The following is a 25108-nucleotide window of genomic DNA, read 5'->3' on the forward strand; positions in this document are numbered from 1 at the left end:
ATCCCGCCGCCGGGAAATCAGTGCCCCTCGCATGCCAGTCATTTCGACATTGAAAAGTCAAAACGACCAGCCATCCGTGCCAGTCGTTGTGACTTGTGCTTGATGCAAGTCATTGATCCACAAGGCCGCGCATGTCGGCACGGCGGTTGCACTGTTCAGGGTCTCATCCACTCGATCCCTGTGTCCCCCCGCCATGCTCACTGATTCCCAACGCGCCATCGTCTCGTCCACCGTGCCCCTGCTCGAACAAGGGGGCGAGGCGCTCACCACCTACTTCTACAAGATGCTGCTGGCCGAGCACCCCGAGGTGCGGCCCTTCTTCAACGAGACCCACCAGGCCAAGGGTGACCAGCCGCGCGCACTGGCCAATGGCGTGCTGATGTATGCCAAACACATCGACCGGCTGGAGGCCATGGGCCCGCTGGCCTCGCAGATCGTGAACAAGCACGTGGCGCTGCAGGTGCTGCCCGAGCACTACCCCATCGTGGGCCGTTGCCTGCTGCGCGCGATACGTGATGTGCTGGGCGCCGAGGTGGCGACCGACGCGGTGATGGACGCGTGGACGGCCGCCTACGGGCAACTGTCCGACATCCTGATCGGGGCCGAGCGGGCGCGCTACGACGCGCAGGCCGCGGCACCTGGCGGCTGGCGCGGGCAGCGTGCCTTCACCGTGCTGCGCAAGGTGCGCGAGAGTGCCGAGATCACCTCCTTTCACCTCGTTCCGGCCGATGGCGGCGCGCTCATGGACTTTGCGCCGGGCCAGTACATCGGCCTGTGCCTGACCGTGGAAGGCAAGGACATCCGGCGCAACTACTCGCTGTCGGCCGCGCCCAACGGGCGCAGCTACCGCATCAGCGTCAAGCGCGAGCCGGGCGGCGTGGCATCGAACCACCTGCACGACCAGGTGCACGAGGGTGACACCCTGCAACTGCTGCCCCCGTCGGGCGGCTTCGTGCTGGCCGAGGGCGAGCGCCCCGTGGTGCTGATCAGCGGCGGCGTGGGCATCACGCCCACGCTGGCCTTGCTGGAGCAGGCGCTGGCCACCGAGCGCCCGGTGACCTTCATCCACTGCGCGCGCAATGGCGAGGTGCATGCCTTTCGCGAGCAGATCGAAGAGGCCGCCACGCGCCACCCGGCGCAACTGCAGCGCTACTACTGCTACGACGAGGTGACCCAGGGCGCACCCGGCCTGCCGCATGCCGTGGGCCGGCTCGACCTGGACCTGCTGGAGCGCTGGCTGCCCCGCGATACGCGCGACGTGGATGCTTACTTCCTCGGGCCCAAGCCCTTCATGCAGCAGGTGCGCCGCGGCCTGCGCCACTGGGGCATGCCCGATGCGCAGTCGCGCTTCGAATTCTTCGGGCCCGCATCGGCCCTGGAATAACAGCGGGCACAGGGGCGCTCAGCCCCTCTCGATCCCGAGGCGCCTGGCCATGCGCGCGAGGTTGGCCGCATCGATGCGCAAGGACCGTGCGGCCGGTGCCCACTGCTGGTTGTGCTGTGCCAGCGCGTCGAGCACCATGCGCCGCTCCAGCTGCGCCACGGCGTCGCGCAGGCCCAGGTGACTGGCGGGCGCTTCGGGCGTGGCGGGTGGTGCCGTGGCCGTGGTCGTGTTCTTCGCGCTGCCGAGGTCCAGGTCCTCGGCCGACAGGGTGAGGATGCGCGGGCGCTGCGCATGCCGGCCCAGCGCCTTGACCACGCTGCGGCCCAGCAGGTGTTCGAGCTCGCGCACATTGCCCGGCCAGTCGTAGGCCAGCAGGGCGGCCTGGGCCGCGGCGTCCAGCCGCACGGCGCCCAGGCCCATGCGTGAGCGCGCCTCCTCCAGGAAGAAGCCGCCGATGGGCAGCACATCGCGCCCGCGCTCGCGCAGCGGTGGCACCGGCAGCGGGTACACGCTCAGGCGGTGGTAGAAGTCCGCGCGCATGCGGCCCTCGCGCACTTCCTGCGCCAGGTCGCGGTTGGTGGCGGCAATCACGCGCACATCCACGCGGTGTTCGCGGTCGGAGCCCAGGCGCTGCAGCTGGCCGCTTTGCAGCACGCGCAGCAGCTTGGCCTGCACGGGAGGGGGCAACTCGGCCACTTCGTCGAGGAAGAGGGTGCCGCCATCGGCCAGCTCGAACTTGCCGCGCCGCTCGCCCACGGCACCGGTGAAGGCGCCGCGCACGTGGCCGAAGAGCTCGCTCTCCACCAGGCTGTCGGGCAGGGCCGCGCAGTTGATGCTGACCAGCGGGCGCCTGGCGCGCGGCGATGCGGCATGCAGGGCCTGGGCCACCAGCTCCTTGCCGGTACCGGTCTCGCCCTGGATCAGCACGCACAGCTCGGTCGGGCCGGCCAGCGCGATCTCCTTGAGCAGGCGCTTGTGCGCTGCGCCATGCCCGATGAGCTGGCGCGGCCCGCCGCGCGCGCCGGCCGCCTGCGTGGCATAGGTGTCGGCGCGCAGGCGCTCGCCCTCGGCCTCGGCCGCCAGGCCATGCAGGCGCGTGGCCACGGCCACGCTGGCGGCGGCCAGGCTGGCAAAGGCCTGCAGCGTGGGCAGCGCCACACGCGAGAAGCGGCCCACCTCCAGCGCGTCGAGCGTGACCACGCCCCAGGGCCGGCCGTCCACCTGCAGCGCGCAACCCATGCAGTCGTGCACCGGCAGGTGGCCTTGCAGGCCCTCCACCAGGCCGTCGAAAGGGTCGGGCAGGCCGCAGTCGGCGGCAAAGCGCACGGGGCCGCCAGCGGCCAGCAGCTGCATGAAGCGCGGGTGCTCGGCCACACGAAAGCGCCGCCCCATCGTATCGCGCGAGAGACCGTTGACGGCCAGGGGCACCAGCCATTCGCCATCGAGCCGCAGCACGGCGGTGGCATCACACGGCAGCAGCACGCGCAGGGCCTCCAGCAGGCGCCGGTGGCGCTCGGTCTCGGGCAGGTCTTGCGCCAGGTCGGCCATCAGGGGCAGCAGCGCGGTGAGCAGGGTCTGGGGGGTCATGGGGGGCAAACGTGCCGCCATTGTCCCGCGGGCGGATTGGACTCGTGGGGTGTGCGGGAACTCGCCCAGACCGCCATCTGAGGAGAACCCTCTACATATTTTGTTTACAAACTGATACGATTGGCACAAGTCGAGCTCCAGGCACCGTTGTTCAGTTCATGGGGGCTTGGGATGGGGTGCAGGGTGTGGCCGAAGGTGGCCGCAGCCATCCACCCCGCAGGCAAGATTTCTGGGAATATTTTGAGGTGAACGCGATGCGCGCGGGCAAACGACAACCATGGACCGGCCGCCAACGGTGGCTGGCAACAGGCCTGGCACTGGCCGGCTGCCTGGCAGCAGGGCCGGTGGCCGCGGGAACGCTGGGCGGCACCCTGCAGGCGCAGATGCAGCTCACGGCAGGCTGCATGGTCGCTGGCAGCTCCGGCGCCTCGGCGGGCCTGAACTTCGGCACCCTGGATTTCGGCACCCGCCCTGGCACGTTCACGGGCACCGTCACCGCCACGCCCTCGGGCGCCGAGGGCGTCTCCGGTCCCACGCAACTGGTCTGCTCGCCCGAGGTGCTGGGCATCAGCATCCAGGTCGGCCCCGGTGCCTACGCGGGCCAGGGCACGGGTATCGGCACTGGCTCGCGCGCCATGCGCCATGGCAGCACCGCCGCCTACATCCCCTACGAGCTGTACCGCGACGCCGGCCATACCCAGCCCTATCCTGCCGGCTCGGCCGTTACCGGAATCAATGTGCCGGCCAGCGGCGCGGCGTTCTCGCTGCCCATCCACGGCCAGATCAACAAATCGACCCCGGCCGCCCTGCCCGCGGGCATGTACACCGACACGCTGCAGGTCACGGTCACCTATTGAGGGGAGGGTCGGCCTGCAGGTCGGCCATTTGTCGCTGCCAGGGACGCAGCATTGTCTTACGCGGCCCGCGTGGCGTGGGGCCTAAGGTCGGGGCATCCATTTGATCGCTCCAGGAGCCCGCCATGCCCCCGTCCCCATCGTCTTCTGGTCAGGTTCCCCATTCTTCGGGGCGTAACCGCTCTGCCACCGGCCGCACGGTCGCCATCATCGCCGTCGTGGTGGGGTTTCTGCTGATCGCCATCATGGTGCCCTGGTAGGCGCACCACGGGCAACAGCCCTCAACTGCGCGCAGCCACCATCGCCGCGAACCGGCTGAGCACGCTGCCCGCATCCGGCGTGGCGCTGACATGGGCCCCCCGCGCCTCCTTGACATGGGCCACATAGGCCTGCATCGCCTGCGCCGAAAATTCCGGGTGGAACTGCACGCCCCAGCCGCAGCCGCCCACGCGAAAGGCCTGGTGCGGTTCCAGATCGCTGCGCGCCAGCAGCACGGCCCCGTCCGGCAGGCGCAACACTGACTGGTAATGCACCAGCTGCGCCGGGAACTGGGCCGGCAGCCCTGCCAGCAGCGCGTCCTGCGCAGCATCTGGCATCAACCGCACGGCGTGCGTGCCCACCTCCGGCCCGCCCGGCAGGTTGTCCACCTGCCCGCCGAAGGCATGCGCCAGCAACTGGTGCCCGTAGCAGATGCCGAGCACCGGCACCTGCGCCTCGACACAGCGCCGCATCCACAGCGCCAGCTGTTCGCTCCAGGGCTCGAGGTGCGACACCATGGCGTGCGAGCCGCTGACCACCACGGCCGACAGCGCTGACGGATCGGGGAGGCCGGCTGCATCCTGCTGCGCATCGATGCGCCGCTGGGGAAGTGCGTCGCCCAGGCCGGCGGCAATCCAGTCGTCGAAGTCACCCTGGGCCTCGCGGATGCCGGGGAAGGTTTTTCCAGCAGCGACGATGAGGATGGGTTTGCTGAAGGAGCTTGGATCGGGGCTTGCGGTCATGTGTGCAGCGGCAGGGGGTATCCAGAAAAAAGCGCCCCAAAAGGGCGCTGTGGTTCTCGTCACTGGCGAAGACCGTGGTCGCAGGAACCTGGATTCGAAGCGATCCAGTGCAGTGCGTTGATGTGCCCGAGTCTCGCGCCAGGGCGGGTTTCACGGGCGATTTTATCGGCCGTTCAACGGGCCAGGGCCGGCGGTGTGGCCTGTGCCGTCCAGAGTGCCAGGCCGCCCTCCAGGCTCCAGGCGTTGGCATGGCCCAGGCGGCGCAGTGCGCGCGCCGCCTGCGCGCTGCGGTTGCCGCTGCGACAGTAGAACAGCACGGGCCTATCGGCCTCCAGCCCCAGCCAGGTGGGCAAGGCATTGAGCAGGCTGCCCAGGGGAACCGCCTGAACATTCGGGTGGACGCCTTGCCCTAGATCGGGCCTGTCGCCCAGCGCGTGCTCGTAGGGTTCACGCACGTCGACCAGAAGCGGGGCTGGGGACGTCCGGAACTGCAGGTGCAATCGCTCCCGGGACAGAGTCAGGGTCTCTGGCTCGGCATGCAGTTCCTTAAGGCGCGATGGGTGCGTGGAGTCGGCCTGGCCCAGGGTCCAGGCGAAGTGCTGTGCATCGTCGTGGCCGGGCAGCAGCAGCGCATGGGGTGCCAAGGCCTGGGTCAACCAGTGCTGGGAGCCCGCGTCCGCCATGGCGGAGGTGCCCACAAAGGCCAGCTGGCCTTGGTCGGGCGTGTGCAGGGCATAGGCGGCTGCCTCGGCGCTGTGCACGGGTGGCGCCAGCCGCGTGATGCGGTGCTGACTCAGCTGAATCTGGTGCTCGCCCTGGGGCCACCCCAGGGGTTCGGCGGGGCCCAGCGCCTGCATGGACTCCGGGAAGGCGGCGCTCAGTGTGGCCACCGATGCGGCATGCTCCATGCGGCTGGTGGTTGCCAGCACGGCGACCAGGGTGTGGTGGTGGCGGCGCTGCCACTGGGTGATCTGTTCGGTGTGTGCGGGCAGGGGGTCGATGAGCACGCAGTGGCGGCGGGTCGCATCGGCCACCAGGTAGCAGCAGGCGCCATCGACCACGAAGCGGGTCACCAGACCGGTGGGCGTGGTGTTGCCAGCGGGCGCATGGACCGTCAAGCCATGGGCGCGCAGCGAGGCGCCGCAGGCGCGGATGCGTGCACAGGCACGCTCGATGAGCTCACAGGAGTCGGCCGCACCGAAGGACAGGCGCACGGCCGCCGAACTCTGCCAGGCGGGCAAGCCCATGGCCTCCAGCACATAGCTGGGTTGGGCCTTGGCCGCGCTGCAGGCCGAGCCGCCGCTGACGCGCAGGCCGGCGGCATCGAACAGGTCCAGCAGCAGCCTGGAAGCAAGGCCGGGCACGGCGAAGTTCAGCGTCGTCGGCAGGCACAGCGATGGCGGGGCGTTGAACACCAGCCCGGGGAAGGAGTCGGTCAGCGCCAACGCCAGGCGCTCGCGGTGCGCCCACAGCGTCTCCTGGTCCGCGAAGGTGTCTCCTGCTTCCAGGGCCTGCAGCACCTCGCCCAGTGCGGCAATGCCTGCGATGTTCTCGGTCCCTGCGCGCAGCGCGCCTTCCTGCCCGCCCCCTGTCATCAGCGGGGTGAAGGGTGCGCCTTCGCGCACGTACAGCATGCCGATGCCCTTGGGCGCATAGAGCTTGTGCCCGGAAAAGGGGGCGTAGTCGATGCGGCGCTCGGCCAGGTGCAGTGGCAATTTGCCGAGGGCCTGCACGCTGTCGACCAGCCACAGCGCGTTGCTGTCCGCCAGCGCCGCGCAGATGCCGTCGAGGTCGCTGACCACCCCGGTCTCGTTGTTGGCGGCCATGGTGCATACCAGTCCGGCCTGCGGTGCCTGCTGGCGCAGCCAGGCCAGGTCGTGCCGCCCCTGGTGGTCCACCGGGATGGAGCGCACCGGCCAGTGCAGGCCCAGCAGGGCATTCCAGTGCCTGAGTGCCTCCGGCACCGCCTTGTGTTCGGTGGCCCCGTAGAGCAGCTGCAGGGGTTGTTGGGTTTCTCCGACATCGCGTCGGCGGCGCAGTTCGGTCAGGGCCGACAGCACGGCGGTCTGTATGCCTTCGGTGGCGCCACTGGTGAAGCACAGTTGGCCACCGGCCGCACCCAGCAAGCGGCGGGCGCGGTCGCGTACCTGCTCCATGAGCGCTCGCGCCTTCAGGCCACTGCCATGGATGCTGCTGGGGTTGCCAAAGGCTTCGCCCATCACCGCCAGCGCCGCCAGGCGGGCCTGGGGGAGTACCGGTGTCGTGGCGTTGGCATCGAGATAAATTTCTTCCATGGCGCCAAATTCTCGGCGAGCCCGTGCAGCAAGGGCTTGCAATCTTTCCAAGGATTGGCCAAAAAATTGGAATTAAAATCTCAAAATCATGGCAAAAATAAAATTGGATTCTATTGATTGCAAATTGATAGAGATTCTTCAGGTCGATGCCGAAACACCCATCGCGGACATGGCAGCCCGCGTGGGCCTCTCGGCCACACCCTGCTGGCGGCGCGTCCAGCGCCTCAAGGAGATGGGTGTGATCACCCGCCACGTCGCCCTGGTGGACGCAGCCAAGGTGAACGTAGGGGTCACGGTGTTCGTGTCGGTGCGCACGAGCACCCACACCGAGGAGTGGTTCGAGCGCTTTCGCGCCACGATCCAGGCCATTCCCGAGGTGGTGGAGTTCTACCGCATGAGCGGTGACGTGGACTACCTGTTGCGCGTCGTGGTGCCCGACATCGCCGCCTATGGCAAGGTGTACAAGCGCCTGATCGCCGGTACCCAGCTGTTCGATGTGTCGTCCAGCTTCGCGATGGAAGAGCTGAAATTCACGACGGCACTACCGCTGTCCTATGTCGAGTAGGACGGCCGCCGATATCCATCCGTTGTATGGACGGGCAAAACAAAAAAGCGCCTCAAGAGGCGCATGTCTGCTTGGCATCTGGCGGAGACTGTGAGATTCGAACTCACGGACGGTTGCCCGTCGGCAGTTTTCAAGACTGCTGGTTTAAACCGCTCACCCAAGTCTCCGGGAGGGAAGGCGCGTATTCTAGCCGGCTGCAGCGGCCCCTGCCTTGGTCAGCATGCCCTTGGTCTCGATGAAGCGCACCACCTCGGCCAGGCCGGCCAGGGTTTTCAGGTTGGTCATCACGAAGGGGCGCAGGCCCTGGGGCGTGGTGCGCATGCGCACGGTGTCCGATTCCATGATGTCCAAATTGGCGCCCACGTGCGGGGCCAGGTCGGTCTTGTTGATGATGAACAGGTCGCTCTTGGTGATGCCGGGGCCGCCCTTGCGCGGGATCTTCTCGCCGGCGGCCACGTCGATCACGTAGATGGTCAGGTCCGACAGCTCGGGGCTGAAGGTGGCGGCCAGGTTGTCGCCGCCGCTCTCGACGAAGACCACGTCGGCATTGGGGAACTGCTCCAGCATGCGGTCGATGGCTTCGAGGTTGATCGATGCGTCTTCGCGGATCGCCGTGTGCGGGCAGCCGCCCGTTTCCACGCCCAGGATGCGCTCGGCCGGCAGGGCGCCGCTCACCGTCAGCAGGCGCTGGTCTTCCTTGGTGTAGATGTCGTTGGTAATGGCGATCAGGTCGTAGTCGTCGCGCATGGCCTTGCACAGCATTTCGAGCAAGGTGGTCTTGCCCGAGCCCACGGGGCCGCCGATGCCCACGCGCAGCGGGGGCAGGTGCTTGGTGCGGTTGGGAACGTGGTGCAGCGCGCTGGTGTGGGTCGTGGTGGTCGTCATGATCTGAAAAGGCGGGAGTACTGGGTTTCGTGCCGGGCCGAAAGAATGGCCAGCATGGGCGAAAAGGCCTGGCGCTCGCCATCGGGCAGCGCCAGCGCGTAGGTGGCAGCTTCGGGGATGGCCTGCGCGAGCCTGGCCAGGATGCGCTGGCCCGCGCTCTGGCCCAGGGCCATGGACTTGAGCGCAGCCTGCACCATGTTCTCGGCCCAGCCGAAGGCAAAGGCCAGCAGCACGTCGTAGACCGAGGCCTCGGTGGTCGATGCGGCCAGCGCAAAGGCGACGGGATAGGTGGGCGGCAGCGCGGCCAGCGCCTGCACGGCCGGCATGCGCGCCGCATCGCCCTGGTGCTGGTTGCGCAGCCAGTCGGCCAAAGAGCGGCCCATCTGCTCGGTCTGCAGGCGCAGCTCGCTGGTCTCGCGCGTGTGCAACACCCAGTCGTTGAGTTCGCGCACATGCGCCATGTCGGCCTGGCGCCAGGCGCCCACGGCCTGGGCCACCACGGCCATGTCGCCGCGCGCCTGGGTGATGTGCAACTGGTCCAGCAGCCAGGCGGCCACCGCCGCCTCGGAGGCCACGCCGGCCGACTCGATGGCGCTCTCCAGCCCCTCGGAATACGAGAACCCGCCCACGGGCAACGCGGGCGATGCCAGCCAGATCAGTTGCAGCAGGCTGGCCGCGGGCAGCGCCGTGGGGGCGGGGGGCTCGCGCGTCATCATGGTATGGGTGGCTTGCAGTGCCGCGTGGTGCCGCGCTCAGTGCGCATGCTTGTGGCCGTGCCCGTCACCATGGTCGTGATCGTGATCGTGATCGTGCCCATGGTCGTGGGAGTGTTCGTGCGCGTGGCCATGGTCGCCATGGTCATGCCCGTGGTGGCCGTGCCCGCCGCCATGCCCTGTCGCATAGGCGCCGCCCTCGGGCTCGAAGGCCATGTCTTTCGCGTGCACGATCAGGTGCATGGCGCGCAGCATGTCGGCCAGCACATGGTCGGGCTCGATCTTCAGGTGGTCGGGCTGCAGCTCGATGGGCACGTGGCGGTTGCCCAGGTGGTAGGCCGCGCGCACCAGGTCGAACGGCGTGCCGTGGTTCTTGCAGTGGGTGATGTACAGCACCGCCTGCGGGGCCGCCAGCACGCGCACCAGCGAGCCGTCTTCGGCCACCAGCACGTCGCCACCGCGCACCACGGTGCCGCGGGGCAGGAACACGCCCAGCTCCCGCCCGCTGGAGTCGGTGGTGGAAAAGCGGCTCTTCTGGCGCACGTCCCAGTCGAGTTCGACCGTGGTGGCGCGCTTGAGCAGAACGGGGGCCAAGCCATGGCCTTGCGCGAGGAGTTTGCCGACGGAAATCATGGATGCCAAGGGAGAAATAGGAGGGAGCGGGCTCAGCGCGTGGGGCGCGAGCCCATGGCCGTGAGCACGCCCAGGCCGATGAAGGAGGTGCCGGCCAGGCGGTTGCCCCACACCGCATGGCGCGTGGCCTGGCCCAGGCGAGGCGCCACCAGGCTGGCGGCCAGCACATAGAAAAGGTCGGTGCAGGCCGCGATGGCCACGAAGGTGCAGCCCAGTGCCAGGGTCTGCGCCAGCGCGCTGCCCTGCGCGTCCATGAACTGGGGCAGGAAGGCGGCGAAGAACAGGCTGGTCTTGGGGTTGAGCAGGGCCACCACGAAGCCGTCGCGGAACACGCGGCCCAAAGGCTGGCGGGATGCTGCCGTGCCGTCGCTCGTGGTTGCGGCTGGGCGCGCGAACCACATGCGCAGGCCCAGGTAGACCAGGTAGGCGGCGCCAGCCCACTTCACCACCGTGAAGGCGGCCGACGACACGGCGAACAGCGCCGCCAAGCCTAGCGCCGCGCCAATCGCATTGCCCAGGTTGCCCAGCGCCACGCCCAGCACCGAGGCCAGGCCGCAGGCGCGGCCCTGGGCCACCGTGCGCGCCACGATGTAGACCACCGCAGGGCCGGGGGTGAGCGCAAGGACGAGGCTGGCGCCCGCAAAGGCGAGCAGCAAATGGGTTTCGGGCAGCATGGGCGGTACTCCGGGGTTCGTTCAGCGATCGGTCAGAACAGGAAGTATCGCTGTGCCATGGGCAGCTGGGTGGCCGGCTCGCAGGTGAGCAACTGGCCGTCGGCGCGCACGGTGTAGGTCTGGGCGTCCACCTCCATGCGCGGGGTGTAGCTGTTGTGCACCATGTGCTCCTTGCGCACACCGCGGATGTTGCGCACCGCGACCAGGCTCTTGGCCAGCCCGAAGCGCTCGCCAATGCCCGCCGCCAGCCCTGCCTGCGAGACAAAGGTCAGCGAGGTGCGCGCGATGGCCCCGCCGAAGGCGCCGAACATCGGCCGGTAATGCACCGGCTGCGGCGTGGGGATGGAGGCATTCGGGTCGCCCATGGCCGCCATGGCGATGAAGCCGCCCTTCAAGATCAGCGCCGGCTTCACGCCGAAGAAGGCGGGCTTCCAGATCACCAGGTCGGCCCACTTGCCCACCTCGATGGAGCCCACCTCGTGGCTGATGCCGTGGGCGATGGCCGGGTTGATGGTGTACTTGGCCACATAGCGCTTGATGCGCGTGTTGTCGTTGCGCGCGCTGTCGCCTTCGAGCGTGCCACGCTGGGCCTTCATCTTGTGCGCCGTCTGCCAGGTGCGCAGGATCACCTCGCCCACCCGGCCCATGGCCTGGCTGTCGCTGCTCATCATGCTGATGGCGCCCAGGTCGTGCAGGATGTCCTCGGCCGCGATAGTCTCCTTGCGGATGCGGCTTTCGGCAAAGGCCAGGTCTTCGGCAATGCCGGCATCCAGGTGGTGGCACACCATGAGCATGTCCACATGCTCGTCCAGCGTGTTCACCGTGTAGGGCATGGTCGGGTTGGTGGAGGAGGGCAAAAAGTTTGCCTCGCCCACCACGCGCAGGATGTCGGGCGCATGGCCGCCGCCCGCGCCCTCGGTGTGGAAGGCGCAGATGCTGCGCCCGCCCACGGCGGCAATGGTGTTCTCGACAAAGCCCGATTCATTGAGCGTGTCGCTGTGGATGGCGACCTGCGTGTCCGTCTCTTCGGCCACGTCCAGGCAGTTGCTGATGGCTGCGGGCGTGGTGCCCCAGTCCTCGTGCAGTTTCAGGCCAATGGCCCCAGCCTCGATCTGCTCGCGCAGCGGCGCCGGCAGGCTGGCATTGCCCTTGCCCAGGAAACCCAGGTTCATCGGAAAGGCATCGGCCGCCTGCAGCATGCGCTCCATGTTCCAGGTGCCCGAGGTGCTGGTGGTGGCCAGCGTGCCCGTGGCCGGGCCCGTGCCGCCACCCAGCATGGTGGTCACGCCCGAGGCCAGGGCCTCTTCGATCTGCTGCGGGCAGATGAAGTGGATGTGGCTGTCGATGCCGCCCGCGGTGACGATGTTGCCCTCGCAGCTGATGACCTCGGTGCCCGGGCCGATGATGATGTCCACGCCTGTCTGCGTGTCGGGGTTGCCCGCCTTGCCGATGGCCACGATGCGCCCGCCCTTGAGGCCGATGTCGGCCTTGACGATGCCGGTGTGGTCGATGATGAGCGCATTGGTCAGCACCGTGTCCACCGCGCCCGCATCGCGCGTGCGCTGGCTCTGCGCCATGCCGTCGCGGATGGTCTTGCCGCCGCCGAACTTCACCTCCTCGCCGTAGCCGCCGGCGCGCAGGGTGTAGTCCGCCTCCACCTCGGCGATCAGGTCGGTGTCGGCCAGGCGCACGCGATCGCCCACGGTGGGGCCGAACATCTCCGCATAGGCGCGTCGTCCAATGGTTGCCATGGTTCAAAACCTTTTGCTGGTGCCCGGCGCGGGGCTCGAATGGATAGCGATGGAGAAGAGGGCAGGGCGCAGCATCACAGCGCGCCCTGCACCAGCCCGCGAAAGCCGTAGACCGTGCGGTCGCCCGCATAGTCCACCAGCTCCACGGTGCGCTCCTGCCCGGGCTCGAAGCGCACGGCCGTGCCCGAGGCGATGTTCAGCCGCATGCCGCGCGCGGCCTCGCGGTCGAAGCCCAGGGCGCCGTTGGTCTCGGCAAAGTGGTAGTGCGAACCCACCTGGATGGGCCGGTCCGCCGTGTTGCGCACCAGCACGGTCAGCGTGCGGCGCCCGGGGTTCAGGGCATGCTCGCCCGCATCGATCAGCAGCTCGCCTGGGGTCATGGTGGCGTGTCCTTGTCGGGGTGTTTTTCAAGCCAGCTGCAGCAGCATGGCGCCGCCCAGGGCGGCCACGCCGGCACCGGCCGCGCGCGCCAGCCACACGCTGCGCTGGCGCAGTGCCCAGCCTGCAGCCAGGCCGGCACAGTGCAGCAGCACCGTGGCGCACAGCATGCCGGCCAGGGTCTGCCAGGCGCTGTCGCTGCCGGCCAACTCGTAGCCGTGGGCCAGGCCGTGGAACAGCGCGAACACGCCCACGCCCAGCGCCGCCACGATGCCCGGCACGCGCAGGCGCGATGCCACGAGCAGGCCCGTGGCCAGCAGCGATGCGGCAATCATCGGTTCCACGGCGGGAATGGCGATGCCCTGCAGGCCCATCACCGCGCCCACCAGCAGCAGGCTGGCAAAGCCCAGCGGGCCCCACAGCAGCTCGGGCCCGGCGCGGCGCGCGGCCAGCGCGCTCCACAGGCCCACGGCCACCATGGCGGCCAGGTGGTCCAGCCCGAACAGGGGGTGGGTGAAGCCGCTGAAGAAATCGTGGTGCGTGTGCGCCACGCCATCGGTGTGGGCACTGGCGGCCGCGGCCAGCGTGGCCAGGGCGATGAAGGCAAGGGTGCGGGATGCGCGCATGGGTCAGGGTCTCCGGGGGAGTGGCTTAAACAATCGGTTGGTGCACGGTGACCAGCTTGGTACCGTCGGGGAAGGTGGCCTCCACCTGGATGTCGGGGATCATCTCGGCGATGCCGTCCATCACGTCGGCGCGGGTCAGCACGGTGCGCCCCTCGCTCATGAGCTGGGCCACGGTCTTGCCGTCGCGTGCGCCTTCCATCACGGCCGCGCTGATCAGGGCCATGGCCTCGGGGTAGTTGAGCTTGAGGCCCCGCGCCTTGCGGCGCTCGGCCAGCAGGGCCGCGGTGAAGATCAGCAGCTTGTCCTTTTCGCGGGGGGTGAGTTCCATGGTCTTGGCGGTGTGGTGATCGGGTGGGGCAGCGCGGTGCCGCGCGCGGGGGGCGGGGGTGGCCCTGGTCCGCACCATCATAGTGAGCAAGCGCCGTGCCGGCCATACGTCGATTGGCGCATCCGCCCTGGCCCGCACGACGCCAGTGGCATGGAAACTGCACCAGCACAGGGACTGCCGCTCCCCACCCCCACGCCTTCCCCATGCCACCCACCGCCGCCACCATCGCTCCGCCCGACGCGGGCGTCCCCGCGCGGGGCGGCATGGATGTGAGCGTAGACATGGGTGCGGACGCCCAGGCCCCGCAACAGGTCGTCAAGGTCCGGCGCGACTACAACAGCTGGGTGGCCACCGAGACCATGGAGGACTACGCCCTGCGCTACACCCCGCAGCGCTTTCGCAAGTGGTCCGAATGGCGCGTGGCCAACACCGCCTTCGGCGCGGCCTCCTTCCTGATCCTGGAGGCCGTGGGTGCCACGCTGCTGGTGCAGTACGGCTTCATCAATGCCTTCTGGGCCATCGTCGCCACGGGGCTCATCATCTTCCTGGCGGGCCTGCCCATCAGCGTCTATGCCGCGCGCTACGGGGTGGACATGGACCTGCTCACGCGCGGCGCGGGCTTCGGCTACATCGGCTCCACGCTCACTTCGCTGATCTACGCCTCCTTCACCTTCATCTTCTTCGCGCTGGAGGCGGCTGTCATGGCCTATGCGCTGGAGCTGGCGCTCGACATCCCACCCACCTGGGGCTACCTGATCTGCGCCATCGTGGTGATTCCGCTGGTCACCCACGGCGTCTCGGCCATCAGCCGGCTGCAGGTGTGGAGCCAGCCGCTGTGGCTGGTGATGCTGGTGGTGCCGTTCGTCTACGTCATAACGCACGATCCTGGTGCGTTTTCGGGCATATCGCACTATGGTGGTGAATCCGGCCGGGGCGCTATGTTCCAATTGCCCTTGTTTGGTGCGGCACTCACGGTCGGCATCGCGCTCATTACCCAGATGGGGGAGCAGGCCGACTACCTGCGCTTCATGCCCGCGCGCACCCAGGCCACGCGCGGGCGCTGGTGGCTGGGCGTGCTCGCCGGCGGGCCGGGCTGGGTGGTGCTCGGGGTGCTCAAGATGCTGGGCGGCGCGCTGCTGGCCTACCTGGCGCTGACCCACATGGTGCCGGCCGACCGCGCCGTCGACCCCAATCAGATGTACCTGGTGGCCTACGAATACGTGTTTCCGCACTATGGCTGGGCGGTGGCGGCCACGGCGCTGTTCGTGGTGGTCTCGCAGATGAAGATCAACGTCACCAACGCCTATGCGGGCTCGCTGGCCTGGTCCAACTTCTTCTCGCGCCTCACGCACAGCCACCCGGGGCGGGTGGTGTGGGTGGTGTTCAACACCCTCATCGCCTTCATGCTGATGGAGATGAACGTCTTTCGCGCCATGGGCGAGGTGCTGGGCCTGTACTCCAACATCGCCATCGCCTGGATCATGTCGGTGGTGGCCGACCTGGTCATCAACAAGCCCCTGGGCCTGTCGCCCAAGGGCATTGAGTTCAAGCGCGCCCACCTGTACGACATCAACCCCGTGGGCGTGGGCTCCATGGCGCTGGCCTCGGTGGTCTCCATCAGCGCCCACCTGGGCCTGTTCGGCCCGCTGCCGCAGGCCTTCTCGGCGGTGATCGCCATGGCCGTGGCCTTTGTCACCGCGCCGCTCATCGCCTGGGCCACGCAGGGGCGCTACTACATCGCGCGCCAGCCCGAGCCGTCCGCCGTGCCCATGCACGGCCCGGTGAGTGGGCAGGTCGCGGCCGATCTGGGCACCTATGCCCGCTTTTCGGTACAGCGCTGCGTCATCTGCGAGCGCGAGTACGAAGCGCCCGACATGGCCCAGTGCCCGGCCTACGGCGGCGGCATCTGCTCGCTGTGCTGCACGCTCGACGCGCGCTGCGGTGACCTGTGCAAGCCCCACGCGAGCATGGCCGTGCAGTGGTCCTCGGCCCTGCGCTGGGTGCTGCCGCGCGCCGTGTGGCGCTACCTCGATACCGGCCTGGGCCACTTCCTGCTGCTGATGCTGGTCATCGCGCCGCTGCTGGCCTCCGTCATGGGCCTGCTGTACCACCAGGAGCTCAACACCATCGGCCAGGCCATGACCAACACCGAGGTGCTGGCCGCCCCCGAGGTGGCGCTGCGCTCGGGCCTGCTCAAGGCCTACCTGGCGCTCCTGGTCATCTCCGGCATCGTCGCCTGGTGGCTGGTGCTGGCGCACAAGAGCCGCCAGGTAGCGCAGGAGGAGTCGAACCGCCAGACCGGCTTGCTGGTGCGCGAGATCGAGCTGCACCGCCAGACCGACGAGGCCCTGCAGAACGCCCGCAGCGTGGCCGAGCAGGCGCGCCAGGTGGCCGAGGCGGCCCAGCGCACCGCCGACCAGGCCAACCAGGCCAAGAGCCGCTACATCAGCGCCATCAGCCACGAGATCCGCACGCCGCTCAATTCCATCCTGGGCTATGCCCAGCTGATGGGCGAGGACAGCGGCGTGCCGCCGCACCGCAAGCAGGCCGTGCATGTGATCCGCCGCGGTGGCGAGCACCTGCTGTCGTTGATCGAGGGCACGCTCGACATCGCGCGCATCGAGTCGGGCAAGCTCACGCTCGACGTCACGCCCATGCGCTTTGCCGATGGCCTGCACGAGATGGCCAGCCTGTTCGAGCTGCAGGCCGCCGCCAAGGGCCTGGCCTTCCAGTTCGACGTGCAGGGCGTGATCCCCGAGGTCGTGCGTGCCGACGAAAAGCGCCTGCGCCAGATCCTCATCAACCTGTTGGGCAACGCCGTCAAGTTCACCGCGCAGGGCCGGGTCACGCTGCGCGTGCGCTACGCCCGCGAGATCGCGCGCATCGATGTGCAGGACACCGGACCGGGCCTCAGCGCCGACGAGATCGAGCGCATCTTCGAGCCCTTCGCGCGCGGCGGCAGCGCGGGGGCCGTGGCGGCCACGCCCGGTGCCGGCCTGGGCCTGACCATCGCCAAGATGCTCACCGCCCTGATGGGCGGCGAGCTCACCGTCACCAGCGAGCCCGGTCTGGGCTCGGTGTTCCACGTCAAGCTGTTCCTGCCCGAGGTGCATGCCGAGGCCCTGGGCAAGGCCGGCGCCCCGGCCGCCGCCCGCGCGCCGCGTGCGCGCAAGGGCTACGCCGGCGAGCGCCGCCGCATCCTGGTGGTGGACAACGAGGAGGCCGACCGCGAGCTGCTGGTGCAGCTGCTCGAGCCCCTGGGATTCGAACTGCGCCAGGCCGCCAGCGGCCACGATGCACTGGACCTGCTGGCCACCGGCTACCGGCCTCACGCCCTGTTCATGGACCTGGCCATGCCGGGTATCGACGGATGGGAGACCCTGCGGCGGGTGCGCCAGATGCAGTTGCAAAATGTGCAATGCGCCATCGTCTCTGCCAACGCCTTCGACAAGGCGCTGGACAACGACGTCGACATCCGCCCCGATGACTTCATCGTCAAGCCTGTGCGTCACAGCGAGTTGCTCGACTGGCTGGAGAGGCGCCTGGCGCTGCAGTGGCTGGGCGAGGCGCAGACCGCGCTGGCCGCTCCATCGCCTGCACCCTCAGCGGGTGCCGCCGCGCTGAGCTACCCTGATCCCGGCGCCCTGGCGGCCCTGTCGCAGGCCGTATCGCTGGGTTACTACCGCGGCATCCTCAATGCCCTGGACGAGATCGAACGGCACCAGCCCGTGCATGGTGCCTTTGTGCACACCATGCGCGGCCTGGCGCGGCAGTTCCAGTTCGACGCCATGGGCCGCATCCTGGAGCAGGCCCCCCCGTGAACACCGCAGCATCCCCTCCCTCCGTACCCGCCGGCGCTGCCCTGGACCGCAGCGACAGCGACGTGGTGCTCATCGTCGACGACGTGCCCGACAACCTGGCCGTGCTGCACGATGCACTCGACGAATCGGGCTACACCGTGCTCGTGGCCATGCACGGCGAGGCCGCGCTGCAGCGTGCCGCCCAGGCCCTGCCCGACATCGTGCTGCTCGACGCCATGATGCCCGGCATGGACGGCTTCGAGGTGGCTCGGCGCCTGAAGGCCTCGCCCCAGACCGCGCACATCCCCATCATCTTCATGACCGGCCTGACCGAGACCGAGCACCTGGTGGCCGCGCTCGAGGCGGGCGGGGTGGACTACGTGACCAAGCCCATCAAGCCGCGCGAGGTGATGGCGCGCATGGGCGTGCACCTGGGCGCCGCGCGCAAGGCCCGGGCCGATGCCAGCCAGGCGCGCGAGGCGCGCAACGCGCTCGACGCCTTCGGCTACGCGAGCATCACCGTGCGTGCGCTCGATGGGCGCATCGTCTGGCAGACCCCGCTGGCGCGCGAGCTGCTGCAGGCCTACTTCGGCGAGGCCAGCCCCTGGGCGCCCGAGGCCGTGCAGGCCTGGCTGCGCCGCCACGTGCTGGCCGACAACGCGGCCGAGCTGCTGGCCCAGGCGCAGGCCGAGCCACCGCGCTTGGCCATCGACCAGGGCGCGCGGCGCCTGACCTTTCGCCTGCACCAGCAGGCCGGCGACAGCGAGGGCGGCGGCGACTGGCTGCTGGTGATGCGCGAAGTGTCGGATGCCAAGATCATCGAGTCCATGAGCCTGTCCTTCAAGCTCACCGCGCGCGAGGCCGAGGTGCTCTACTGGGTCGTCAAGGGCAAGATCAACCGTGACATCGGCGACATCCTGGGCGCCAGCCCCGCCACCGTCAAGAAGCACCTGGAGCGCGTGTTCGCCAAGCTCGGCGTGGAGACGCGCACGGCGGCGGCGGGCATGGCGATGAACCGCATCCGGCAACTGCACCCCCAGTTCGAGGGGTAGCGCACTCCGGGCTTCAGCGGCCTACGGCCTGCTCCAGCTCGGCCTTGTTCATCTTCGAGCGGCCCTGGATGCCCTTGCGCTTGGCATCTTCATAGAGCTGCTCGCGCGTGCGGCCCTGTGCGCCCTGGTGCGAGCGCTGGCCGCCGCGCACCGGGGCGGGCGTGTCCTTCAGGGTCTTGGGGTTGGCCTTCTCGGCCTCGCCGTGCTGCGCGCGCTCCTTGTTCACGGTGCGCGCGGCGATCTCCTCGGCCGTGCTTTCACTCTTGCCCTGCTTGCGCAGGCTGTCCTTGATGTGGCCGTACTGGCGTTCGCGCTTGGCGCTCCAACTCGTCTGGGGCATGGCGGTCCTCCATGGGGGTGGTGTCCAAGGTGCCAATCTAGGCCCCGTGGCGCGCAGCCCGGATAGGACGGCCCTGCGCACGGGTGTAGGACGGGCCTACGCGCCCTGTGCCCGGCGCACCCGCATCACGATGCGGTTGAGCCCCACGGGCGTCACGCCCAGGTGGCGCGCCAGGTCCTTTTGCGGGATGCGCGCGGCCAGTTCGGGCTGGGCGCCGCAAAAGGCGCGGTAGCGGCCCTCTGCGTCCAGCGTGAGCAGCTCGCGTTCGCGCTCCTCCTTGCGGGCCGCGAACACCAGGGTCAGCGCATGCAACGCCGTGGCCCAGGCCAGGTGCTCGCGCGCAAGGGCGGCCAGCAGCCGGTAGTCGATGCGCTCGAGCACGCTGGGCTCGATGGCCGTCACCATGAAGCTGGTGCGGCCGCCGGGCGCCAGCGCCGCGATGCTGGCGAAGAAGCGCCCCTCGTGCGCGAAGGACTTGATCCACTCCGTGCCGTCCTCGCCCAGGTAGCTCAGCTTGAGCAACCCGCTGTCGACCGCATACACATACGGGTGCTCCACGCCTTGCATAAAGGCCGTGCCGCCGGGCTCGATGCGCCGCACCTCCAGCGCCCGTGCCACGCGCGGCCACTCGGGCAGGGCCATGCCACCCGCCGCCGATGCGAGCAGCGTCTGGAAGGTGGCGGGCGGGGAGGGCGCTTCGTGCATTAACCTGGGTTGATTCCAAAACGGTGGTGGCTGCCTACATTGGCAGCCATGAACCCGCACACTGTAGAACAACACACGCTGCCGTCCCTGCAACCACCGCTGCCGCGCACCATCGTCACGGGCGCCAGCTCGGGCATCGGCTGGGCGCTGTCCCTGCACCTGGCGCACCTGGGGGTGCCGGTGGTCGCCATCGGCCGCGATGCCGGCCGGCTGCAGGCGCTGGCGGCGCGGCACGCGCTCATCGCCCCCTGGCCGGCCGACCTGGCCCGCGTCGGCGAGATCGACGCGCTGGCGGCGCAGATCGTGGCGCGCTTTCCCGAGGTGGGCGTGCTCATCAACAACGCCGGCATCCAGCACGATGTGCGCATGGACGACGCAGGCTACGGCAGCAGCGACATCCAGCGCGAGGTGGATGTGAATCTCATCGCACCCGTTGCCCTCACGCGGGCGCTGCTGCCCCACTTTCAGGGCCTGGGCCGGGCCTGCGTGGTCAACGTCACCTCGGCCCTGGCCCATGCGCCCAAGCGCACGGCCGCCGTCTACAGCGCCACCAAGGCCGGCCTGCGCCTGTTCACCCAGGCGCTGCGGGTGCAGTTGCGCGGCAGCAGCGTGCGGGTCGTCGAGGCGGTGATGCCCCTGGTGGACACGCCCATGACCCAGGGCCGGGGGCGCGGCAAGTTGCCGGCCGACCAGGCGGCCCAGGCGCTGGTCGCGGGCTTGCTCGCAGGCCGGGCCGAGCTGCACATCGGCAAGGCGCGCTGGGTGCCTGCGCTGCAGCGTTGGGCGCCGGGGCTGCTCGCGCGCATCCTGCAAAAGGCCTGAGCTTGCCAAGCTTCCCTCCCTGAAAGCCACGCACCATGAACTACGCCTTCTCCGTCCACCTGCGGGCCACCACCGCCTGGCTGCAACTGCCGCGCGAGCGCCGCAACGCACTCACGGCCGAGCACCTGCACCCCTTGCTGGGGCCGGGCGCGGGACTGGCCATGCGCTACTTCGATGCCGAGGCCTTCAGCGCCTCCTGCAGCGACGTGATGCTGGTCGAGACGCCCGACCCGCGCGCCTGGTATTTCTTCATGGAGCGCCTGCGCGATTCGCCGTTGATCGCGCACCCGTACTTCGATGTGGTGCAGATCGTGCCCGCCATCGAGGGCGGGTTCGAGGCCTTCGAACGCCACGAGTCCCAGGGCAAATCCGGGGAGCTTGCCTAGTGCATGGGAGACACACGACTGCCTGCCAGGCAGACAAGCCTGTCAGGCAACTTCGGACCGCGCGTGTCCGAAAAAAGGAGACAGGATTTCCATCCCGGCCCTGACTCAAGAAACCCGGGGCGGCCCCTACAGTGGACTTGCGCAATCTGCTAATTTTTTCTTGTCCCCGAGGCCCGATCATGCTTGAGTCCATCGCCAATGCTTCCGCGCCCACCGTGCGCGTGCACCCACCGCTGCCCTCGCGGGCGTTTGGCGTGGCATCGTCGCCGGCGCTGGCAGGCCGGGTTGCCGGTGGGGCGCAGCCGACCCGCATGGACGCACTCAACCGGCTGGCCACCAGGGAGGAGCGGCTGCCCTTCTGGGTGCGCCTGGTCAAGAATGAGGCGGACCTGCGCAAGGCGGTGCACATCCGCCATGCGGCCTACGCACGCCATGTGCCCGACCTGGCGCAAAAGCTGCAAGAGCCCGAGTCCACCGATTACGAAGACGGGGTCGTGGTGTTGCTGGCCGAGTCCAAGCTCGATGGCTCTCCGCTGGGAACGGCGCGCATCCAGAGCAACCGCTTTCGCGCCCTGAGCGTGGAGCAGTCGGTCGACCTGCCCCTGTGGATGGAGGGCATGCGCCTGGCCGAAGTCACGCGCCTGGGCATCGTGGGGGGCACCATGGGCCGCCTGGTCAAGACCGTGCTCATCAAGGCGGCCTTCCAGTACTGCGAGCGCCAGGGGATCGAGCAGGCTATTGCGGCGGGCCGGGCCCCCATCGACCGGCACTACGAACAACTGCTGTTCGAAGACCTGTTCCCTGCCCAGGGCTTCATCCCGCTGGCCCATGCCGGCAACCTGCCGCACCGGGTGATGGCCTTCGACATCGACAGCGGCCCGGCGCGCTGGCAGCAGGCCCAGCACCCGGCACTCAACTTCTTTTGCCACACCCGCCATCCGGACATCGACATGGGTCCGGCACCCGTGCGCAGCCTGCCTGCCAGCGGCAAGGCGATTGGGGCCCCGCCGCTGCCGCGCCGCGCAGCCACCAGTGGGCGCCGGGAGCTGCCGGCGCGCATCAGCAACCGGGCGTTTGCCTGAGCGGTCCCACCCCCTCAGGGTGGGGCCTGCGCTGCACGCCAAAATCACCTGTTGGTAAAAAGGCCACACCTGCGGTGGCCTTTTTTGTACCCGTTGCTTTGTAAACTCCCACAAAAAAGGGGGAACGCGCAAAGACTTGCGATGCAGGCCGTGTGTTCCGTGACAAGATGGAAGTTTGCGCGTGATCGCGGCCTTGCTTGCCTGGCCGTGGCCCATGCGCCATCCAGCGCGTGGCCGTGGGGGCTGCGCATCCACACGAAACCATGGGGTCAGCGCGATTGCAGGAGCACGCACGGCATTGGGTACGGCGCGGCGTAGTCTTGGTGGACTGGCTGCTGCGCGCGATGTCCATCTACATCATTCCCATTGCCATGGCTGGCGTGGCCGTGTGGGCGCTGCTGTTCTGGCAGAGCAACTACCTGTCGGCCGGCGGCCACACCCTGATGATGCGCGTGCTGCCCCAGGCGGCGCCAGAGCTCACCTCCGAACAGGCACTGGCCGCGCTGGCGAACCGGCCGCTCAAATCCTTCCATGACACCAACCTGTCCGAGGAGCCGGTCTGGTTCCTGGTGGACCTGCCGGTGTCGATGGCGCAGCCGCCCTCGGTGCTGTTCCCTTCGCGCCACGCCGTGGAGATGGCCTGCTGGGATGGCAAGAGCCTGGTGTCGCTCGGCCAGGCCACACGCGAGCAGGCCAGCGGCAGCCTGATCCCCATGAAGGCCGGCTTCGGCCTGCCCGAGGCCAGTGCCGGCCAGCGCGTGCTGTGCCGTGCGGCCTTCGTCGGGCCGGCACGCCTGCAGGCCGACTGGTGGGCCCAGACCGACCTGCAGGCCTCGGTGCTCGAATTCCACCGCAACCTGGGTCTGCTCGAAGGCGGTCTGGTGGTGCTGGGCATGTTCGTGCTCATGACGGCGCTGATCAATCGCCAGTCGCTGTATGTGCTGTTCGCCGCCTGGCTGGTGGTCACGTTGCGCGTGGGAGCCATCTCTGCAGGTTGGGACGTGCAGTGGCTGGGCCACCTGGTGCCCACGCCCTGGCTGTTTCCGACCCGTGCGCTCACGGTGGCGATCTACGGCTTTCTCACCATCACGCTGTACAAGAACCTGTTCCAGGAAGACCTGGACCGCTCGCGCCTGGGCCCCTGGATCCGTGGTGCACAGTGGGCCTGCGTGCCGCTGCTGCTGGCCGCCGTGTTCCTGCCCTACGGCCTGTACCTGCCCATGATGTGGGTGTCCACGGGCGTGGGCCTCCTGCTGATGACGGTGAGCCTGGTGCGCATCGTCTTCAAGACCCGTTCGCGCGTGGCCCTGTGGTACGGCGCGTCGCTGGGGGTCACCTTCCTGTCGAGCTTTTCGGAGATCGTGGCGGCGGCCTATGGCATGAAGGTGCTGGTGGGCACCGTGAACCACGTCACGGCGGCCCTCTCGTCGAGCCTGCTGGCCGCGTTGGCGATTGCCGAGCAGATGCGCCAAGAGCACGTCAAGCGCCTGGAGGTGCAGGCCCAGTTGCAGCATGCCTACGAGGCCATGCCCATCGGCCTGTTCACGCTCGACCTGCAGGGCCGGTTCCTGAGTGCCAACCCCGCGCTGGTGGACATGCTGGGCGACGGCCTGCTGGACAACGGCGGGCGCACCTGGCGCGCGCAGTTCGGCGACGCGGCCTGGCTGCAGCTCGACCAGATGGTGCATGGCCAGGGCGAGACCGAAACCGAGTTCGCGGTGAGCGGGCGCGACGATGGGGAACTGACCCGGCGCTTCATGGTGCGAGCCACCCAGGCGCGCGGCCGCATCGAAGGCTCGCTGCAGGACGTGACCGAGAAATCGCGCGCCACCGAGAACCTGCGCGTGCTGGCCCACCACGACGCGCTCACGCGCGTGCTCAACCGCCGCGGCATCGAGCAGGTGCTCGAATCGGCGCTGGCCCAGCGCAACCAGGGCAAGCCGCTGGCGCTGGCCTACCTGGACCTGGACCGCTTCAAGCTCATCAACGACCTGTTCGGCCATGCGGCTGGTGACGACGTGCTGCAGCAGGTGTGCGCACGCGTCTCGCAGATGCTGTCGGGCAACATGCAGATCGGGCGCGTGGGGGGCGACGAGTTCCTCATCGTCTTTCCGGACACCCACATCACGCTGGCCCGGCTCATCAGCCAGGGCATCGTCTCCAGCATCTGCACCAGCCCCTACCGGGTGGGCGCGCGCTCGTTCCACGTGCGCGGCTCCATCGGGCTCATCGAGGTGGCGCCGGGCAGCAGCATCCGTGACGTGGTGTCCACCGCCGACCATGCCTGCCGCGACGCCAAGCGCGGCCTGCACCAGGGCCTGGCGGTGTACGAGCGCGATGCGCCAGGCCTGATCGCCCACGAGACGGAGATGAAGCTGGTGGAGCGCCTGTCGTCCGACGAGCGCATCGAGGGCCTGTACCTGGAGATGCAGCCCATCATGTCGCTCACGGCGCCGACGGAGTCGCTCAACTTCGAGGTGCTGCTGCGCATGCGCGACGCCAGCGGCGCGCTGGTGCCCACGCCGCGGCTGATCGCCGCGGGCGAGCACAGCGGGCGCATGGGTGTCATCGACCGCTGGGTGCTGGGCACGGTGTTCGACTGGCTGGGAAAGCACCACGGGCAGCTCGGGCGCACCCAGTTCGTGTGCCTGAACCTGAGCGGTGCCTCGCTCAACGACGAGGCCTTCATCGACGACGTGTTCGCCCTGTTCGACGAGCACCCGCACCTGGCGAGCTGGCTGTGCCTGGAGATCACCGAAAGCGTGGCCCTGCACGACCTGGAGAACACGCGCCGCTTCATCAGCCAGGTGCGCTCCTATGGCGCCAAGGTGGCGCTCGACGACTTCGGCGCCGGCTACACCTCGTTCTCCTACCTCAAGGACCTGCCGTCCGACCTGCTCAAGATCGACGGCAACTTCATCGTCAACATGAACCGCCACCCGGCCAACGTGGCCATCGTCGAGGCCATCGTGAGCCTGGCGCGCAACCTGGGCATGAAGACCATTGCCGAGTGGGCCGAAGACCATGCCACGGTGCAGACCCTGGCCGAGATCGGCGTGGACTATGTGCAGGGCTTCGTCGTGGCGCGGCCCCAGTCGCCCGAGAAGCTGCTCGCCGCATCCTCCGCCGCCAGCTTCATCGAAGACCCGCAGCTCATGCAGTTCGTGCAGTTGCTGGGTGCCAGTGGCCCGCCGTCGGGGCAGGCCGGGCTGTTCGGCGAGCGCCGCTCCGACGCGCACTGAAGCCGC

General features: G+C 68.9%; 22 protein-coding genes and 1 tRNA gene. 9 read left to right on the forward strand and 14 right to left on the reverse strand.

Features of this window, described 5'->3' with window-relative positions:
- Positions 1-193: 193 nt before the first annotated feature.
- Entirely contained in the window at positions 194-1384 is a 1191-nt protein-coding gene (gene hmpA, locus AC07PA_RS29905) for an NO-inducible flavohemoprotein (protein ID WP_494609887.1), read from the forward strand.
- Positions 1385-1402: 18 nt separating this feature from the next.
- Here the strand turns inward: hmpA and norR are convergent, their stop codons facing one another.
- Entirely contained in the window at positions 1403-2971 is a 1569-nt protein-coding gene (gene norR / locus AC07PA_RS29910; RefSeq protein ID WP_494609888.1) for a nitric oxide reductase transcriptional regulator NorR, read from the reverse strand.
- A 254-nt stretch (positions 2972-3225) separates the two neighbouring features.
- Between norR and AC07PA_RS29915 the strand changes: the two genes are divergently transcribed.
- Complete coding sequence (locus AC07PA_RS29915; RefSeq protein WP_007855606.1) at positions 3226-3828, forward strand: Csu type fimbrial protein; 603 nt, start codon at positions 3226-3228, stop codon at positions 3826-3828.
- A 278-nt stretch (positions 3829-4106) separates the two neighbouring features.
- Here AC07PA_RS29915 and AC07PA_RS29920 read toward each other — a convergent pair whose 3' ends face one another.
- Together AC07PA_RS29920 and AC07PA_RS29925 are read right to left on the reverse strand one after the other, a co-directional pair.
- Positions 4107-4826: a glutamine amidotransferase gene (locus AC07PA_RS29920; protein ID WP_494609889.1), complete on the reverse strand. Its 720-nt coding sequence runs from the start codon at positions 4824-4826 to the stop codon at positions 4107-4109.
- Positions 4827-4999: 173 nt separating this feature from the next.
- Positions 5000-7120, reverse strand: coding sequence for an aminotransferase class V-fold PLP-dependent enzyme (locus tag AC07PA_RS29925; protein ID WP_494609890.1), 2121 nt, complete (start codon positions 7118-7120; stop codon positions 5000-5002).
- A gap of 103 nt (positions 7121-7223) precedes the next feature.
- Here AC07PA_RS29925 and AC07PA_RS29930 point away from each other — a divergent pair, with 103 nt between their 5' ends.
- Positions 7224-7685 (forward strand): Lrp/AsnC family transcriptional regulator, encoded by a 462-nt coding sequence (locus tag AC07PA_RS29930; RefSeq protein ID WP_494609891.1) that lies wholly within the window; start codon positions 7224-7226, stop codon positions 7683-7685.
- Positions 7686-7764: 79 nt separating this feature from the next.
- Here the strand turns inward: AC07PA_RS29930 and AC07PA_RS29935 are convergent.
- The 9 genes from AC07PA_RS29935 to AC07PA_RS29975 form a co-directional block, all read right to left on the reverse strand.
- Positions 7765-7852 (reverse strand) — tRNA-Ser (locus AC07PA_RS29935).
- A gap of 19 nt (positions 7853-7871) precedes the next feature.
- Positions 7872-8570, reverse strand: a complete 699-nt coding sequence (ureG, locus tag AC07PA_RS29940) for an urease accessory protein UreG (protein ID WP_494609892.1) — start codon at positions 8568-8570, stop codon at positions 7872-7874.
- Positions 8567-9283 (reverse strand): urease accessory protein UreF, encoded by a 717-nt coding sequence (locus tag AC07PA_RS29945; RefSeq protein WP_494609893.1) that lies wholly within the window; start codon positions 9281-9283, stop codon positions 8567-8569. Before AC07PA_RS29945 ends, ureG begins: the two co-directional genes overlap by 4 nt.
- 39 nt (positions 9284-9322) lie before the next feature.
- Positions 9323-9916, reverse strand: coding sequence for an urease accessory protein UreE (gene ureE, locus AC07PA_RS29950; RefSeq protein ID WP_494609894.1), 594 nt, complete (start codon positions 9914-9916; stop codon positions 9323-9325).
- A 32-nt stretch (positions 9917-9948) separates the two neighbouring features.
- Positions 9949-10590 (reverse strand): LysE family translocator, encoded by a 642-nt coding sequence (locus AC07PA_RS29955; protein WP_494609896.1) that lies wholly within the window; start codon positions 10588-10590, stop codon positions 9949-9951.
- A gap of 32 nt (positions 10591-10622) precedes the next feature.
- Positions 10623-12341: an urease subunit alpha gene (gene ureC, locus AC07PA_RS29960; RefSeq protein ID WP_494609898.1), complete on the reverse strand. Its 1719-nt coding sequence runs from the start codon at positions 12339-12341 to the stop codon at positions 10623-10625.
- A 74-nt stretch (positions 12342-12415) separates the two neighbouring features.
- On the reverse strand, positions 12416-12721 hold the full coding sequence (locus tag AC07PA_RS29965) for an urease subunit beta (protein ID WP_007855625.1): 306 nt from the start codon (positions 12719-12721) through the stop codon (positions 12416-12418).
- Positions 12722-12748: 27 nt separating this feature from the next.
- Positions 12749-13345 (reverse strand): HupE/UreJ family protein, encoded by a 597-nt coding sequence (locus tag AC07PA_RS29970; protein WP_494609899.1) that lies wholly within the window; start codon positions 13343-13345, stop codon positions 12749-12751.
- Between the two features lie 25 nt (positions 13346-13370).
- A complete protein-coding gene (locus AC07PA_RS29975; RefSeq protein ID WP_055399013.1) occupies positions 13371-13673 on the reverse strand; it encodes an urease subunit gamma in 303 nt (100 codons plus the stop codon).
- A 203-nt stretch (positions 13674-13876) separates the two neighbouring features.
- Here AC07PA_RS29975 and AC07PA_RS29980 point away from each other — a divergent pair, with 203 nt between their 5' ends.
- Together AC07PA_RS29980 and AC07PA_RS29985 are read left to right on the forward strand one after the other, a co-directional pair.
- A complete protein-coding gene (locus tag AC07PA_RS29980) occupies positions 13877-17494 on the forward strand; it encodes a hybrid sensor histidine kinase/response regulator (protein ID WP_494609900.1) in 3618 nt (1205 codons plus the stop codon).
- Entirely contained in the window at positions 17491-18525 is a 1035-nt protein-coding gene (locus AC07PA_RS29985) for a response regulator (protein WP_007855630.1), read from the forward strand. Before AC07PA_RS29980 ends, AC07PA_RS29985 begins: the two co-directional genes overlap by 4 nt.
- A 13-nt stretch (positions 18526-18538) precedes the next feature.
- Here the strand turns inward: AC07PA_RS29985 and AC07PA_RS29990 are convergent, their stop codons facing one another.
- Together AC07PA_RS29990 and AC07PA_RS29995 are read right to left on the reverse strand one after the other, a co-directional pair.
- Positions 18539-18865, reverse strand: coding sequence for a plasmid stabilization protein (locus AC07PA_RS29990; RefSeq protein WP_145695126.1), 327 nt, complete (start codon positions 18863-18865; stop codon positions 18539-18541).
- Between the two features lie 96 nt (positions 18866-18961).
- Positions 18962-19570: a Crp/Fnr family transcriptional regulator gene (locus AC07PA_RS29995; protein WP_494609901.1), complete on the reverse strand. Its 609-nt coding sequence runs from the start codon at positions 19568-19570 to the stop codon at positions 18962-18964.
- Between the two features lie 48 nt (positions 19571-19618).
- Between AC07PA_RS29995 and AC07PA_RS30000 the strand changes: the two genes are divergently transcribed.
- The 4 genes from AC07PA_RS30000 (at position 19619) to AC07PA_RS30015 (ending at position 25102) form a co-directional block, all read left to right on the forward strand.
- Entirely contained in the window at positions 19619-20392 is a 774-nt protein-coding gene (locus tag AC07PA_RS30000; protein ID WP_494609902.1) for an SDR family oxidoreductase, read from the forward strand.
- 35 nt (positions 20393-20427) lie between these two features.
- Positions 20428-20778, forward strand: coding sequence for a darcynin family protein (locus AC07PA_RS30005; RefSeq protein WP_494609903.1), 351 nt, complete (start codon positions 20428-20430; stop codon positions 20776-20778).
- A gap of 179 nt (positions 20779-20957) precedes the next feature.
- Entirely contained in the window at positions 20958-21860 is a 903-nt protein-coding gene (locus tag AC07PA_RS30010) for a hypothetical protein (RefSeq protein ID WP_494609904.1), read from the forward strand.
- Between the two features lie 344 nt (positions 21861-22204).
- A complete protein-coding gene (locus AC07PA_RS30015) occupies positions 22205-25102 on the forward strand; it encodes an EAL domain-containing protein (protein WP_494609905.1) in 2898 nt (965 codons plus the stop codon).
- The last annotated feature ends 6 nt before the right edge of the window (positions 25103-25108 follow it).

It is taken from the genome of Acidovorax sp. GW821-FHT09B03 (assembly GCF_059418305.1).